The sequence below is a fragment of the Streptomyces sp. NPDC127097 genome (genome assembly GCF_042724075.1).
GTDB lineage: Bacteria > Actinomycetota > Actinomycetes > Streptomycetales > Streptomycetaceae > Streptomyces.
This window is the reverse complement of record NZ_JBHXFI010000009.1, coordinates 152,546-167,098: the sequence shown is the minus strand read 5'-3', so window position 1 is coordinate 167,098 and position 14,553 is coordinate 152,546. Positions and strand designations below refer to the sequence as shown.

Genomic DNA, 14,553 nt, shown 5'->3' with positions numbered 1-14,553 from the left:
ACTTAGGCGTTGCGAGCTACTCGTGGGCGCACGGTGACAGCCAGTCGACGCCCCACATCTGTCTCTCCTGAGACAACAAGCATTCCTGGAGCCCCCGAGTGAGCAAGCGCACCTTCCAGCCGAACAACCGCCGTCGCGCGAAGACCCACGGCTTCCGTCTGCGCATGCGGACCCGTGCCGGCCGCGCGATCCTCGCGTCCCGCCGTGGCAAGGGTCGCGCCCGCCTGTCGGCCTGAGCAGCAACCTAGGTCCATGACGTGCTGCCTACCGAGTATCGGCTGAGGCGGCGCGAGGACTTTGCGACCGCGGTACGCCGGGGACGCAGGGCCGGGCGCCCGCTCCTTGTCGTTCATCTTCGCAGCGGTGCAACGGACCCGCACGGGTCGGGGGAAAGTGTTCCCCCGGCACGTGCGGGTTTCGTCGTGAGCAAGGCAGTGGGCATCGCTGTCGTGCGCAGCAAGGTCAAGCGCAGACTCCGTCATCTCGTGCGCGATCGGCTGGACCGGCTGCCCGCCGGTAGCCTGGTTGTCGTACGGGCCCTGCCCGGTGCGGGTGACGCGGACCACGACCAGCTGGCCCGCGACCTGGACGCCGCCTTCGAGCGGCTGCTGGGAGGGGCGCCGAGAGGCTGCAATCCCCCGGGGGCTGCGACCGACAGCAGCTGCCCCGCGGGCCCCCGGAGCTCCGGACGGGACCCGGGAGGGAGCGCACAGTGAAGTACCCGCTGTTGCTTTTGATCAAGATCTATCAGTGGACCATCAGCCCCCTGCTGGGACCGGTCTGCAAGTACTACCCGTCGTGCTCGCACTATGGCTATACGGCCATCGACCGGCACGGCGCGGTGAAAGGGACTGCGCTGACAGCCTGGCGCATCCTGCGGTGCAATCCGTGGTCGCTCGGGGGCGTCGACCACGTCCCTCCCCGGAAGCGTCCGGTTTGGCATCAGCGGCTGAGGAGCCGCCTGGGCGGGCCCACCGTCCCTGAGCCTGTCGCCCAGCCCGAGACTCAGCCCAACGTCCAAGGAGCCTGATTCGTGGACACGATCCTCAGTCCCCTCTATATCGCTGTTTCCTGGATCATCGTCCAGTTCCACTCGTTCTACAGCCTCATCTTTGACAAGGACAGTGGCGCGGCGTGGGGTCTGTCCATCGTCTCGCTGGTGGTGCTGATCCGTATCTGCCTGATCCCGCTCTTTGTGAAGCAGATCAAGTCGACGCGGAACATGCAGGCGCTTCAGCCGAAGATGAAGGCGATCCAGGAGCGCTACAAGAGCGACAAGCAGCGCCAGTCCGAAGAGATGATGAAGCTCTACAAGGAGACGGGCACCAACCCGCTCTCGAGCTGTCTCCCGATTCTGGCCCAGTCGCCGTTCTTCATCTCGCTGTACCAGGTCCTGAACCACATCGCCCAGAACAAGGTGGTCGGTGTCATCGACCAGCCGCTTCTGGAGAGCGCGCAGAAGGCCCACATCTTCGGTGCGCCGCTGGCGGCGAAGTTCATGGACAGCGCGGAGAAGATCCAGAGCCTGGGTGCTTCTGTGACCGACGTCCGCGTGGTCACGATCGTCATGATCGTCCTGATGTCGGCGTCGCAGTTCTACACGCAGCGCCAGCTGATGACCAAGAACGTCGACCTCACGGTGAAGACGCCGTTCATGCAGCAGCAGAAGATGCTGATGTACGTCTTCCCCATCATGTTCGCCGTCTTCGGCATCAACTTCCCCGTCGGTGTTCTCGTCTACTGGCTGACCACCAACGTGTGGACCATGGGCCAGCAGATGTTCGTCATCCGTCGTAACCCGACCCCGGGCAGCAAGGCATTCGAGGAGCGCCAGGAGCGGCTGCGGGCCGCGGGCAAGATCGTCGAGGACCCGGCCGAGGTCGCTGCGAAGCAGGCCGCCGAGGAAGCGCGCCAGAACCGCCAGCAGCCCAAGCGCCAGACGAAGAGCAAGCGGCAGACCGGCGGCGCTCCGGCCGGCGGTGCGCAGAGCCGTACGCGTGCCGGATCGGCGTCGGGTGGCTCGGGCTCCGGTCAGGGTGCGGCGAAGAAGCCGTCGCTGGAGAAGAAGGACGCGCAGGAAGGCAAGGGCAAGGGCGGCGACTCCGGGTCCCGCACGGCCAAGTCCGGACAGCGCAAGGGCCAGCAGCGCCCCAAGCACCCGACCAAGAAGTAAGAAGGAGTCCTTTCGTGACGGACACGACCCCTGCCACCAAGGGCACCGACACCCTGACCCGCCTGGAGCAGGAAGGCGAGATCGCGGCCGACTACCTCGAGGGTCTGCTGGACATCGCCGACCTCGACGGCGACATCGACATGGATGTCGAGGCCGACCGCGCCGCGGTGTCGATCATCAGCGACTCGACCAGCCGTGATCTCCAGAAGCTGGTGGGCCGCGACGGTGAGGTGCTGGAGGCTCTTCAGGAGCTGACCCGGCTGGCCGTGCACCGGGAAACCGGTGACCGCAGCCGTCTGATGCTGGACATCGCGGGCTTCCGGGCGCGTAAGCGTGAGGAGCTCTCGGAGCTCGGCGCGAAGGCGGCGGAGGAGGCCAAGGGCACCGGGCAGCCGGTGAAGCTCGACCCGATGACGCCCTTCGAGCGCAAGGTCGTCCACGACGCGGTGGCGGCGGCCGGGCTCCGGAGCGAGTCCGAGGGCGAGGAGCCGCAGCGTCGAGTGGTCGTCCTCCCGGCCTGACCGCTCAGCGCTCCCGTTTTTCTTTGGCCCCGTCTGCTCGCAGGCGGGGCCAAAAGTTGTCAGCGTTCTGTGTTATCCCGGGGCGTAACCCGGGTTCCCGGCAGAAGTAGCAGTCCAGAGGAAGGGCGGTTCCCGTGACGGAGGCAGCAGCGGAGCTCCCTCCTGCGCCGAAGGCGGCGGAGGAGGTATTCGGTGAGCGCTTTGCGGAAGCCGTGCGGTACGGCGAACTGCTCGCCGACGCCGGGGTGCGGCGGGGGCTCATCGGCCCGCGTGAGGTGCCGCGGCTCTGGGAGCGGCATCTGTTGAACTGCGCGGTGCTCTCCGAGGTGGTGCCCGAGGGCGTCTCGGTCTGCGACGTGGGTTCGGGTGCCGGGCTGCCCGGTATCCCGCTGGCTCTGGTGCGCCCGGATCTGAAGATCACGCTGCTGGAGCCGCTGCTGCGGCGGACGAACTTCCTCCAGGAGGTCGTCGAGCTGCTCGGGCTGGACCACGTCACGGTCGTGCGCGGGCGGGCCGAAGAGGTGATGGGCAAGCTCCCTCAGGTGCATGTGGTCACGGCGCGTGCCGTTGCCCCGCTCGACCGGCTGGCCGGCTGGGGTGTGCCGCTGCTCCGTCCCTACGGCGAGATGCTGGCGCTCAAGGGCGATACCGCTGAGGAGGAGCTCAAGGCGGCTCGGGCCGCGCTGAGCAAGCTCGGCGTGGTGGAGACCTCGGTGGTGCATGTGGGCGAGGGCGTGGTGGATCCGCCGTCGACCGTGGTGCGGGTCGAGGTGGGCGAGAGCCCCGGCGGTGTGCGCTTTGCGGCCAAGCGGGCGAAGGCGGCGCGTGTGAGCCGTGCGTCGAGGGGGCGCCGGCGCTGATGCTCCGCTGCCGGTGCGTGGAAGCCGGCATTGGCATGAGGACATTCCGTTCCGCGAAAGCGGGACGGGGAATTCCGCAAATGCCATCAAAACGACACAAGACGGAGTGTCGCGGCTCATTCAGGCGCGACGCTGGCATCGTGTTTCACGTGAAACGTCGTTCTCTGCTGCAAGGGATCATCGACCGTGGTCGTGCGGCCGCCGCGCCGCGCGACCGTAGACCCACAAGGGTCAGCGAAGTATCCACAGAAGTGGATTCGTCCACAGGAGAACGGACCTCACTGGTTCACGACACCGAAAGCATGGCAGGCTCTGAACATTGCGAGCCTGATGTCGAGGAGAGTGAATCCTTGCGGTCCGACGCCAACATCGCGGGACCGATGACCGATCCGGTCCCCGGTCCCCGTAGCGAGTCGTTCGGGGACGACGTTTCACGTGAAACGCCGCCCCCGATGGACGACACCCCGATCGGTCGTGCAGCTCAGCTTGCGGTGGAGGCACTTGGCCGCGCGGGTGAGGGGCTGCCCCGGCCTGAACAGACTCGGGTCATGGTGGTTGCCAACCAGAAGGGCGGGGTCGGTAAGACCACGACCACGGTGAACCTGGCGGCCTCCTTGGCCCTGCATGGCGCCCGGGTTCTGGTGATCGACCTCGACCCCCAGGGCAATGCCTCCACGGCACTGGGGATCGACCATCACTCCGAAGTGCCCTCCATCTATGACGTGCTGGTGGACAGCAAGCCGCTCTCCGATGTGGTGCAGCCGGTCGCGGATGTGGAGGGCCTGTTCTGTGCCCCCGCCACGATCGATCTGGCCGGTGCGGAGATCGAGCTGGTCTCGCTGGTGGCGCGGGAGAGCCGGCTGGACCGCGCCATCAAGGCGTACGAACAGCCACTGGACTACATCTTCATCGACTGCCCGCCCTCCCTCGGCCTGCTGACGGTCAACGCTCTGGTCGCCGGTGCCGAGGTGCTGATCCCGATTCAGTGCGAGTACTACGCGCTGGAGGGGCTGGGGCAGCTGCTGCGGAACGTCGATCTGGTGCGGGGCCATCTCAACCCCAAGCTCCATGTCTCGACGATTCTGCTCACCATGTACGACGGGCGCACCCGGCTGGCGTCCCAGGTCGCCGATGAGGTGCGCAGCCACTTCGGCCATGAGGTGCTCCGTACGAGCATCCCCCGCTCGGTGCGCATCTCCGAGGCACCCAGCTATGGGCAGACGGTGCTCACCTATGACCCGGGATCCAGCGGCTCGCTGTCCTATCTTGAAGCGGCCCGGGAGATCGCCTTGCGTGGGGTCCCGCAGACCGGGGGCCAGGGCCTCAGCGTCAACTATGAAGCACAGCACAGCATCTCGGAGGGGACTCAGTGAGTGAACGACGTAGAGGACTGGGCCGTGGGCTCGGTGCGCTGATCCCCGCGGCACCGCAGAGCACGGATCATGCCGGACCCGCCGGACAGGGAGCGACGTCACCGTCGTCCGTACCGGTTCTGGCCCCGGAGCGCGGGGTGGCGGCGGCCAAGGTGACGTCGCTGCCGGCGCACGGTGTTTCACGTGAAACGGAAGCACCAGCCGCGGCGGACACGGCGGGTATCTCGGAGGTGGCCGGCGCGCACTTCGCTGAGGTGCCGCTGGATGCGATCAAGCCGAATCCGCGGCAGCCGCGTGAGGTCTTCGACGAGGATGCCCTGGCCGAGCTGATCACCTCCATCAAGGAGGTGGGCCTGCTTCAGCCGGTGGTGGTCCGTCAGACGGGGCCGGGGCGGTACGAGCTCATCATGGGTGAGCGCCGCTGGCGGGCATGCCGTGAGGCCGGGCTGGAGAAGATTCCCGCGATCGTCCGGGCCACGGACGATGAGAAGCTGCTGCTCGATGCGCTTCTGGAGAATCTCCACCGGGCTCAGCTCAACCCGCTGGAAGAGGCAGCCGCCTATGACCAGTTGCTGAAGGACTTCCAGTGCACCCATGACGAGCTGGCCGACCGGATCGGGCGTTCGCGCCCGCAGGTCTCCAACACGCTGCGGCTGCTGAAACTCTCGCCGTCCGTGCAGAAGCGGCTTGCCGCGGGTGTGCTCTCCGCGGGCCATGCCCGTGCCCTGCTCTCCGTGGAGGACTCGGAGGAGCAGGACCACCTGGCACGCCGCATCGTCGCGGAGGGACTCTCGGTCCGTTCCGTCGAGGAGATCGTGACGCTCATGGGGTCGACCCCCAAGAGTGCGAGCAAGACCAAGGGGCCGCGTGCCGGCACCCGGGTGTCCCCCGCGCTCACGGGTCTCGCTTCCCGGCTGTCCGACCGCTTCGAGACCCGGGTGAAGGTCGACCTGGGACAGAAGAAGGGAAAGATCGTCGTTGAGTTCGCCTCGATGGACGATCTGGAGCGCATCCTCGGCACCCTCGCCCCGGGTGAGGGGCGCGTCCTGGGCCAGTCACTGGCCGAGGAGAACGACGAAGAGGAGTGAGCTGACGCTCTCGGCTCCCGGGCGGGCCGTGTTCCGGAGCTCATACCGGAACACGTGCCCGCCCTTTGCACTCTTGCGGTACCCGCGCCCGTAAAGGGTGGATACGATGCGTTCGGGTATGGCACGCATCCATGTGGAGACATCTCACACCGAGGAGAGGGCCATGCGATCGGTGAGCCGCACCGGACTGCTGGCAGCGGGCTTCGGACTCGCAGCCGTCGGAGGGTTCGTTGGTGGTCTGCTCAGAGAGCAGGTGGCGCTGACGGCGCTGCGAGGTGTGGCAGGCGAGGAAAGCGAGGACCTGGGTTCATGGGCCGTCGGCTCGTACCGCTCACGCTGGACAACCTTCCGGACCTCCCCAAGCGCTGCCGCTCCTGCGTCTTCTGGGAGCTCGACCCCGTCAGCGGCGAGGCCGCGGTAAAAGCGGGTCGCCCTGAGCTCGAGAAGGAAGCCTGGATCTCGGCAGTACTGCTGGAGTGGGGGTCCTGTGGGCGGGTGGTCTATGTCGATGAGGTGCCGGTCGGGTTCGTGATGTACGCCCCGCCGGCTTATGTGCCGCGCTCCACGGCCTTCCCCACCAGCCCGGTCTCACCGGATGCGGTGCAGCTGCTGACGGCCTGGCTGATTCCCGGCTACCAAGGACAGGGGCTGGGGCGGGTGATGGTCCAGACGGTCGCCAAGGACCTCATCCAGCGCGGCTTCAAAGCCATCGAGGCATTCGGAGACGCCCGCTGGAGTGAGCCGGCCTGTGTGCTGCCCGCCGATCATCTGCTCGCGGTGGGCTTCAAGACCGTGCGTCCCCACTCCCGCTTTCCCCGACTGCGGCTTGAGCTGCGTACCACGATCTCGTGGAAGGAAGATGTGGAGCTGGCACTCGACCGCTTGCTGGGAGCCGTCCAGAAGGAACCCGCGCTGCGACCGCTGTAGAGCCGAGCCGATGTTTCCCGTGAAACGGAGAACGGGCCCGCCCCCTCGTGGGGGACGGGCCCGTTTCCCGTGAAACGTGGCGGCGTGCTCAGCCGAGGAAGTCCGCCAGGTCGCGCTCGATCGCGGCCTTCGGCTTGGCACCGACGATGGTCTTCACGACCTCGCCGCCCTGGTACACGTTCATGGTCGGGATCGACATGACGCCGTACTTGGCGGTGGTGGCCGGGTTCTCGTCGGTGTTCAGCTTGGCGATGACGATCCCGTCGTGCTCGGCGGCAATGGCCTCCAGGGACGGGGCGATCTGGCGGCACGGGCCGCACCAGGTGGCCCAGAAGTCCACGAGAACGGGCTTGTCGCTCTTGAGGACGACCTCTTCGAAGTTGTCGTCCGTGACGGTCACCGTGGCGCCGGCCATGGGATTCTCCTTACTGGGTGGGTGGTGGGAAAGCTGGGTGCGCGGGTCAGGCGGCGGGGGTCTTCTCCGGCTCGGGCGTCGACTCGCCGCCCGACAGCGCAGCGAGGAACCGCTCGGCGTCGAGGGCGGCGGAACAGCCCGTGCCGGCCGCGGTGATCGCCTGGCGGTAGGTGTGGTCGACAACATCGCCGGCGGCGAAGACGCCGCTCAGGTTGGTGCGCGTGCTGGGGGCGTCGACCTTGAGGTAGCCGTCGTCGTCGAGGTTCAGCTGGCCCTTGAACAGCTCGGTCCGCGGGTCGTGGCCGATCGCGATGAAGAGGCCGGTGACGGGGAGCTCGGAGGTCTCGTCGGTCTTGAGGTTGCGCAGGGTCAGACCCGAGAGCTTGCCCTCACCGTGGATGTCGGCGACCTCGCTGTCCCACACGAACTTGATCTTCGGGTCGGCGAACGCACGCTCCTGCATCGCCTTGCTGGCGCGCAGGGTGTCACGGCGGTGGACGACCGTGACCGACTTGGCGAAGCGGGAGAGGAAGGTGGCCTCCTCCATCGCGGTGTCGCCTCCGCCGATGACGGCGATGTCCTGGTCCTTGAAGAAGAACCCGTCGCAGGTGGCGCACCACGAGACGCCGCGACCGGACAGCTCGTCCTCACGGGGCAGGCCGAGCTTTCGGTGCTGGGATCCGGTGCTGACGATCACGGTCTTCGCCCGGTGCACATTGCCGGCGGTGTCGGTGACTGTCTTGATCTCGTCGGAGAGATCAACCGCGACGATGTCGTCCGGCACGAGCTCGGCGCCGAAGCGCTCCGCCTGGGCACGCATGTTGTCCATGAGGTCCGGCCCCATGATGCCGTCGCGGAAACCGGGGAAGTTCTCCACGTCGGTGGTGTTCATCAGGGCGCCTCCGGCGGTGACGGCACCTTCGAAGACCAGCGGCTTCAGGGACGCGCGGGCGGTGTAGAGCGCTGCGGTGTAGCCCGCGGGCCCGGAGCCGATGATGATCACGTTGCGGACGTCGCTCACGGGTGTCTTCCTTGTCTCTGCCGACTGCTTGCTGGGGCTCTCGGTTCTCTCACCCCACCCAACGGATCCTACGGGGCGAGCATTCCCGGAGTGTCACAGCGCACTTCTCGTCGCTCAGTCTCGCTGGAACGAGTGCGACAGCAGAACCTTTCCGGGAGCCGGTGGCGTGGCAGAGACACAAGAGGAAGCGATGACATACGCAGAGACGCGCTGGGGATCGGTCGGATCCGGCAGCACCACGAGGTAGGCGTCCTTGCCCTGGTAGCGCGTGTGGCTGGTCGCCAGCGGAGTCTCCGGACGGGCGATGCCGTGGCGGACGCAGGACGGAATGGTGTCGGCGCTGCCGCGCATCGGGGTGTCGGGGGAGCTCCGGGTCCCGATGCCGGGGGACTTGGGCGAGCCCTTCGACGTCAGCAGTTCGTCCACATGTGATTCGAGACTCGCCGCGGTGAGGGCGCCCGCATCGCCGCTCTTCTTCTCGGGGGAAGCGGTGGTCCGGTCCTGCTTGCCCGCCTGGGGGCCGTCGAGGGCCGCGTTCTGCATAAGGAGGCCGCCGAAGCTGAAGACCGCCGCGGCCGCCGCGGTGCCGAGCAGAATCCGTGGCCAGCGCCGCGCTCGGGACGCGCGGCCGCCAGGCGTCTGCCGTCCGGGGCCCGAGGAGCCCCGAGGGCGCCCGGTGGGCCGGGCGGCCGGTGTCCCTCGGCGGGGTGCCTCTTCGTCGGTTTCACGTGAAACCACGACAGGGATGGTGGCCGTTTCACGTGAAACGTGAGCCGTGGCGACGGGGGTGGTGGCGTCCAGCAGTGCTTCGGCGGCGAGGGCGGCATCGATGCGACCGGCGACGTCGGCCGGCATCCGCAGCGGGCCGGGGAGCGTGCCGAGCAGTGACCGGATTTCTTCCAGGGACGCATAGACGTCGTCGCACAGGGGACACGTGGACAGATGGTCGCGCAGTTCCGCGGTGCGCGAGGGAGAAAGCAGCCCGTCCGTGAGCTCGGAGATCTCGGAGACCTCCGGGTGCTCACCTGTGGGGTGCTCACCCGTGCCGGTCGTCGACGTCACGCTCGCCCACCTCCGCCCTTCACGGCACCTGTGTCCTTCGGCCCTGCCGTCGGTGGGACGGATGTCCCCTGCGCCCGGTTCCTTCCCCCGCTCACGGGTTTGCTATCCCCGTTGTCGGCGCGCAGATGGGTGACCAAGGGCAGGAGCCGAGCCCGGCCCCGTGCGCAGCGGCTTTTCACCGTTCCGGTCGGGATATCGAGGATCGCCGCGGCCTCCGCGACGGGGTAGCCCTGCATATCGACGAGGACGAGGGCGGCCCGCTGTTCCTCGGGAAGGGTGCGTAGGGCGCTGAGCAGCTCCCGGTGCAGATCCTGGCGCTCGGCGGGTGCCGCGGCGGATTCCTCGGGCTCCAGCAGCTGCTCCAGCCGCTCGGTCTCGGCGACGGGCGAAGTGCGCCGTGAGGCGGCCTTGCGGGCTCGGTCCAGACAGGCATTGACCGTGATGCGGTGCAGCCACGTCGTCACGGCGGACTGACCGCGGAAGGTATGGGCCGCGCGATAGGCGGAGACCAAGGCATCCTGCACGGCGTCGGCGGCCTCTTCGCGATCACCGAGGGTGCGCAGTGCCACCGCCCAGAGCCGGTCGCGATGGCGCCGGACTATCTCCCCGAATGCCTCGCGATCACCAGCGACATGGCGAGCGATGAGGTCTTGATCACTAGAGTCCTCTAGCAGACCCACTCATACCCCCTCACCTAGCGCCGACTCCTGGAAATCTTGCCCCCTGTAAGACATCGGCGTAAAGATCGCCAAACCTGCTGCTACTTGACGTAAGTGGCTCCTGACTTGCAGCAACAAGGAGACACTGTTCATCGTAGGCAGGCGTGTGGAGAACCACTAGGGAGCTTCGACTCGTCGACGAGTGACCTTCTTGCCCGAGAACGCCAAAAGATGCGTGGCTGCTTTTGCTTCTCAGGGTGGTGCTGCTCAGGTGCCGCTTTGACCTTGAGGGTGGGCTGCCCGCCGGCGGCTGGTCTGCCGCACGAGGTCGCCCCGCCGGCCCGAAGGCCGGCGGGGCGTTGGCCACCTCGTATTTCTACGGGTTTCCGGTGCGCTGAGTTGATACCGGTGCGTCAGCTGAAGATTTTGATTTCTGAAATGCCGCCGCGGAACCAGTCCGACGTTCCATCAGAGGAAAGTTTCGTGATGTGGACCAGGACATAGCGAGACTTCACCGACCGGTCGAGCTTCACATCCAACTTGTCGCCGGCCTTTCCCAGCTTGGAGAGGCTTTGCGAGAAATCACCGAGTGCCGCCGGATCCGCTGCGGAGGGTGCTGCTGCGCGGACTTCTACGGTCTGGCCTGGCCGATACATGCTGACCTGTATCCCGGAGATGTCCTTGGCGCTCCCGAGGTCAACGATGATTCCGCTGCCGTCTGCGCGCGGTGGCAGGTTTCCGAAGTTGGGCCAGCCCTTGAACCGTCCGGTCACCCAGGCAGTACCCGGATCGCCGTCCGTGACGTTGTGAGCTTCATCCTCCGAGAAAGGCTGGGCCAGGGGTGAGAACTCTGTGGCGCCCTTGACCGGGAGAGGCTTTCCGGTGTGCTTCTTCGGACCGCCGGACGACTGTGAGTTCCCCGGGGTGTCCTGCTCGTTCTCCCGCTTCAGCAGCGTGTCCGCCAGCTGCCAGCTGCCGAGCCCCAGCGCCGCGATGAGCAGCGACGAGACGGACCACTTCAGGGCCCGCCCGGTGCGGCTCTGGAGCGGCGACGGAGGCGGGGTGACCGGCTGCGTGGCATGCGGTGCCGACGCGCCGTGGGTGGACGGCTGCCGGTAGCTGCCCTGCTGGTAGCCGGTGCGCTGGTACGGCGGCGGGGCGCTGAACGCCGTCTCCGGGGGCCGGATACGGGGCATGGCCGCGACGGCCTTGGCCAGCTCCTCCGGGGTGGTGCACGGCTGCTCCTGGCGGGAGGCCGTCGAGCCATCGTTGATCAGTGCGCGCATGGCCAGCTCGGACAGCCCGCGATGAACGCCGGCCCGCACCTGGTCGGGCGCGATCAGCCCGACGCCCTTGGGCAGGCCGGTGAGGCCATGGGCGTCGTTCTCGTACGGCCAGCGCTGGGTCAGCGCGGCGTACAGCAGCGCACCGATCGCCTCGGTGTCCGCGCGCTGCGGGGACTCACAGCTGATGCCGCGCAGTGCCGCCATGACGGCCAGGCCACGGATGCGGTACTGCCCGGACTCCGTACGCAGCACCGAGCCGGGGGTGATCCGCAGATGGGAGAGGCCCTCGCGGTGCGCGGCGGCCATGGCCTGGGAGACCTGGCTGACGAGCTGGTAGGCGTCGTGCGGCTCCAGCGGGCCGTTGGCGAGCACCGTGGTGAGCTCGGTGGCGTCCGGCAGCCACTCGTGGACGACGTAGACGAGGTCGTTCTCCTCGACGGCGTCCAGGACCTGGACGAACCGGGGGTCGCCGAGCAGCGCCGACGAGCGGGCCGCGGACAGCACCGGCCGGGCTCTGGGGTGGTCGGCGGGCAGGATGTGCACACCGACGGCGCGCCGCAGTTTCTCGTCGACCGCGCGCCAGCTGCTGAATCCGTCCAGACGGGTGACGCACTCTTCGAGGCGGTAGCGTCTGGCAAGCTTGTGGCCGCTGTGCAGTTCCGGTGGCTGGGCTTCGATCGCCTCGGCACGCTCCTCGTCGGTGCCTGCGGCGTCCTGTTCCCTGCCGGATACCTTCTCGGCCTTAGCACCGTCGTCCGTGGCCTTACCCGCCTTGGCGGTCAGCGGTTCCTCACCGCTCGTGTCAGCCACGTCGACGGCAGCCGTGCTCCGTTCCGCCACCGTCGTTCCTGCCTCCCCATCCGTTGCAGGCTCAATGAGCCAAGACAATTGTGCCCACAGTCCGCCACTATGCACGACACACGGTGGCAGTCGATGGTTGTGCTCAACTAACGTCCAAGCTTCGACCGGACCATGCCGACCAGGGCGTTCAGTTCCTCGATGCGCATTTTGCGTGCGGCTACGTAGAACACACCCAGAAGTGCGGCGATACCGGCGATCAGAGCGGTGATCGATCCGAGGAATCCGCTGCCGAGGGTCTGCATGATCCCGTACACCACGGCCCCCGAGATGATCGTGGCCGGGATGCTGGCGCCGGCCAGCCGCGCGTAGGTCCGGACGACATGAGCGGTGTCGAGGTCGCCGTCCATGCGCTTGCTCAGGCGGCGCCAGGCCACACCGACGCCGATGATGTACGCCAGGCCGTAGGAGGCCGCCATGCCGACCACGGCCCAGCGGGCGGGCAGGACCAGGAAGCAGAGGCCGGAGGCGGCGGCGTTGACGGCGGCAACGATCACCGTGTTGTAGAAGGGGGTGCGGGTGTCCTCGTACGCGTAGAAGGCGCGCAGGACGACGTACTGCACCGAGAACGGGATCAGGCCGACACCGAAGGCCATCAGCATGTAGCCCATCGGGATGCCGGCGCCGGACGAGCCGTAGACCAGCGTGCACAGCGGGATGCCGAGGGAGAGGAAGCCGAAGGAGATCGGGACGATGGCGACGGCGGAGGTGCGCAGGCCCTGCGAGATGTCGTCGCGGACGGCTCCGGTGTCACCGTCGTGTGCGGACCGGGCCAGCCGCGGCAGCAGCGCGGCCATCACGGAGACGGTGATGATCGCCTGCGGCATGTTCCAGATCAGCTGGGCGCTGGCGTACGAGATGAAGCCGGTGCCCGGGTGGCCCTGGTCGTTGGCGGTGTTGCCGGCCCAGGTGGAGAGCTGGGTCACGACGAGGACGCCCGCCTGGTTCGCGAGCACGAACAGCACCGTCCACTTGGCGAGCTTGGCGGCCTTGCCCAGGCCGTGGCCGCGCCAGTCGAAGCGGAGCCGGAGCCTGAAGTCGGCGTCGCGCAGATACGGGATCATCGCCAGCGCCTGGACGACGAGCCCGAGGAGGGTGCCGATGCCCAGGAGCCGGATGCCCTCGTCGGGGATCGTGGTGACGCCGATGTGCGAGGTCTCCGCCGAGCCGTAGACCCAGATGAACAGGCCGAAGGTGGCGATCATGACGATGTTGTTGAGGACCGGGGTCCACATCATCGCGCCGAAGCGGCCGCGGGCGTTGAGGATCTGGCCCATCACGACGTGCAGGCCCATGAAGAAGATCGTGGGCACGCAGTAACGGGTGAAGGCGACCGCGACCTCGTTGGCCGCCGGGTCGCGGGAGATGTCGAAGGAGACCAGCTTCACCAGCAGGGGCGCCGCGAAGACCGCCAGCACCGTAAGCAGGCCGAGGATCACCATGACCAGCGTCAGCAGCCGGTTGGCGTACGCCTCGCCACCGTCGTCGTCCTCCTTCATCGCGCGCACCAGCTGCGGGACGAAGACGGAGTTCAGACCGCCGCCGATGGTCAGGATGAAGATCATCGTCGGAAGTTGGTAGGCGACCTGCCAGGAGTCACCGAGCACCGCACCGCCGAGCGCCGCGACGATCAGTGCCGAGCGGACGAAGCCGGTGAGACGCGACACCATCGTGCCGGCGGCCATCACCGCGCTGGACTTCAACAGACCGCCGGCCCGGCCGCCGGAGGGCTTGCCGGCCGCGGCCACGGGGGCGGGCTCCGGTGCCGGGGCGGGCTGCTGGGGCACGCCCTCCGGGCCGGGCGCCGCACCGGCCGCCGCGGGGCCCGGAGGCACCGGAGCGGGCTGCTGGGGCTCGTAGTGCTGCTGGTCCCGGTAGAGATGCGCGAAGGCATCGGGCTCCGGACGCTCGCCGGCGGCCTGGGTCCTGAGGCCCTCGAGGCCCAGGGGCTGTGTCGTCGTGTCCGCCTCGCCGTACGGGAGGCCGGCGGCCGGCCCCTGCTGCCCGGGCGGCGGGGCCCACAGCTGCGGGTCGGGCGTGTGACGGCCCGCCGGAGGCTGCTGGTAGGGCGGGGGCGCGGGCTGCCCCGGGGACGGTGGTGGGTGCGCCGCGCGGTCGTAGCGCGCCTCGGCCACCGGATCCTGAGCGGTCGGGTCCTGGGCGCGGTACGGATCGTTGCGGTAGGCGTCCTGGACGTAGGGGTCCTGGTCCGCGGGCAACGGGGGCGTCGGAGGGACCGGGCCCGTGGGGTCGCCATTGGCGCCCCGGCCCCGGTCACCGTCATACGGCGCATTCATCGCTGCCCCACCT

The 14,553-nt window shown here is 68.1% G+C and carries 14 protein-coding genes and 1 pseudogene; 9 read left to right on the top strand and 6 right to left on the bottom strand.

Going from position 1 to position 14,553, the window contains the following annotated elements; all coding sequences use genetic code 11:
• Window positions 1-98 precede the first annotated feature (98 nt).
• The 9 genes and pseudogenes from rpmH to ACFWJW_RS10750 all read left to right on the top strand — a co-directional run bounded on the left by rpmH (window position 99) and on the right by ACFWJW_RS10750 (window position 6,942).
• Entirely contained in the window at window positions 99-236 is a 138-nt protein-coding gene (gene rpmH / locus ACFWJW_RS10790) for a 50S ribosomal protein L34 (RefSeq protein ID WP_003949374.1), read from the top strand.
• 21 nt (window positions 237-257) lie between these two features.
• A pseudogene (gene rnpA / locus ACFWJW_RS10785) lies at window positions 258-626 on the top strand (ribonuclease P protein component); the annotation flags it as partial.
• 86 nt (window positions 627-712) lie between these two features.
• Window positions 713-1,030 carry a membrane protein insertion efficiency factor YidD gene (yidD, locus tag ACFWJW_RS10780; protein WP_042150996.1) on the top strand — a complete coding sequence of 106 codons (318 nt, stop codon included), beginning with the start codon at window positions 713-715 and terminating at the stop codon, window positions 1,028-1,030.
• Between the two features lie 3 nt (window positions 1,031-1,033).
• Complete coding sequence (gene yidC / locus ACFWJW_RS10775; protein ID WP_387237775.1) at window positions 1,034-2,173, top strand: membrane protein insertase YidC; 1,140 nt, start codon at window positions 1,034-1,036, stop codon at window positions 2,171-2,173.
• Window positions 2,174-2,187: 14 nt separating this feature from the next.
• Window positions 2,188-2,694 carry a R3H domain-containing nucleic acid-binding protein gene (locus ACFWJW_RS10770; RefSeq protein ID WP_042150991.1) on the top strand — a complete coding sequence of 169 codons (507 nt, stop codon included), beginning with the start codon at window positions 2,188-2,190 and terminating at the stop codon, window positions 2,692-2,694.
• Window positions 2,695-2,828: 134 nt separating this feature from the next.
• Window positions 2,829-3,554, top strand: a complete 726-nt coding sequence (gene rsmG / locus ACFWJW_RS10765; protein WP_387237771.1) for a 16S rRNA (guanine(527)-N(7))-methyltransferase RsmG — start codon at window positions 2,829-2,831, stop codon at window positions 3,552-3,554.
• A 302-nt stretch (window positions 3,555-3,856) separates the two neighbouring features.
• Window positions 3,857-4,927 carry an AAA family ATPase gene (locus ACFWJW_RS10760; protein WP_387237768.1) on the top strand — a complete coding sequence of 357 codons (1,071 nt, stop codon included), beginning with the start codon at window positions 3,857-3,859 and terminating at the stop codon, window positions 4,925-4,927.
• A complete protein-coding gene (locus ACFWJW_RS10755) occupies window positions 4,924-6,015 on the top strand; it encodes a ParB/RepB/Spo0J family partition protein (protein ID WP_387237765.1) in 1,092 nt (363 codons plus the stop codon). The genes ACFWJW_RS10760 and ACFWJW_RS10755 overlap by 4 nt, the downstream gene beginning before the upstream one ends.
• A gap of 309 nt (window positions 6,016-6,324) precedes the next feature.
• Window positions 6,325-6,942, top strand: a complete 618-nt coding sequence (locus tag ACFWJW_RS10750) for a GNAT family N-acetyltransferase (RefSeq protein WP_387237762.1) — start codon at window positions 6,325-6,327, stop codon at window positions 6,940-6,942.
• A gap of 88 nt (window positions 6,943-7,030) precedes the next feature.
• Here the strand turns inward: ACFWJW_RS10750 and trxA are convergent, their stop codons facing one another.
• The 6 genes from trxA to murJ all read right to left on the bottom strand — a co-directional run bounded on the left by trxA (window position 7,031) and on the right by murJ (window position 14,540).
• Window positions 7,031-7,357: a thioredoxin gene (gene trxA, locus ACFWJW_RS10745; RefSeq protein WP_042150984.1), complete on the bottom strand. Its 327-nt coding sequence runs from the start codon at window positions 7,355-7,357 to the stop codon at window positions 7,031-7,033.
• Between the two features lie 46 nt (window positions 7,358-7,403).
• Complete coding sequence (gene trxB, locus ACFWJW_RS10740) at window positions 7,404-8,378, bottom strand: thioredoxin-disulfide reductase (protein ID WP_387237759.1); 975 nt, start codon at window positions 8,376-8,378, stop codon at window positions 7,404-7,406.
• Between the two features lie 114 nt (window positions 8,379-8,492).
• Window positions 8,493-9,440 (bottom strand): hypothetical protein, encoded by a 948-nt coding sequence (locus tag ACFWJW_RS10735; protein WP_387237756.1) that lies wholly within the window; start codon window positions 9,438-9,440, stop codon window positions 8,493-8,495.
• Window positions 9,437-10,120: an RNA polymerase sigma factor SigM gene (sigM, locus tag ACFWJW_RS10730; RefSeq protein ID WP_387237753.1), complete on the bottom strand. Its 684-nt coding sequence runs from the start codon at window positions 10,118-10,120 to the stop codon at window positions 9,437-9,439. Before sigM ends, ACFWJW_RS10735 begins: the two co-directional genes overlap by 4 nt.
• Window positions 10,121-10,512: 392 nt before the next feature.
• The gene (locus ACFWJW_RS10725) at window positions 10,513-12,225 is read right to left on the bottom strand and encodes a serine/threonine protein kinase (RefSeq protein WP_387237750.1); all 1,713 of its coding nucleotides are present in this window, start codon (window positions 12,223-12,225) and stop codon (window positions 10,513-10,515) included.
• 107 nt (window positions 12,226-12,332) lie between these two features.
• Window positions 12,333-14,540 (bottom strand): murein biosynthesis integral membrane protein MurJ, encoded by a 2,208-nt coding sequence (murJ, locus tag ACFWJW_RS10720; RefSeq protein ID WP_387237747.1) that lies wholly within the window; start codon window positions 14,538-14,540, stop codon window positions 12,333-12,335.
• Between the last annotated feature and the right edge of the window lie 13 nt (window positions 14,541-14,553).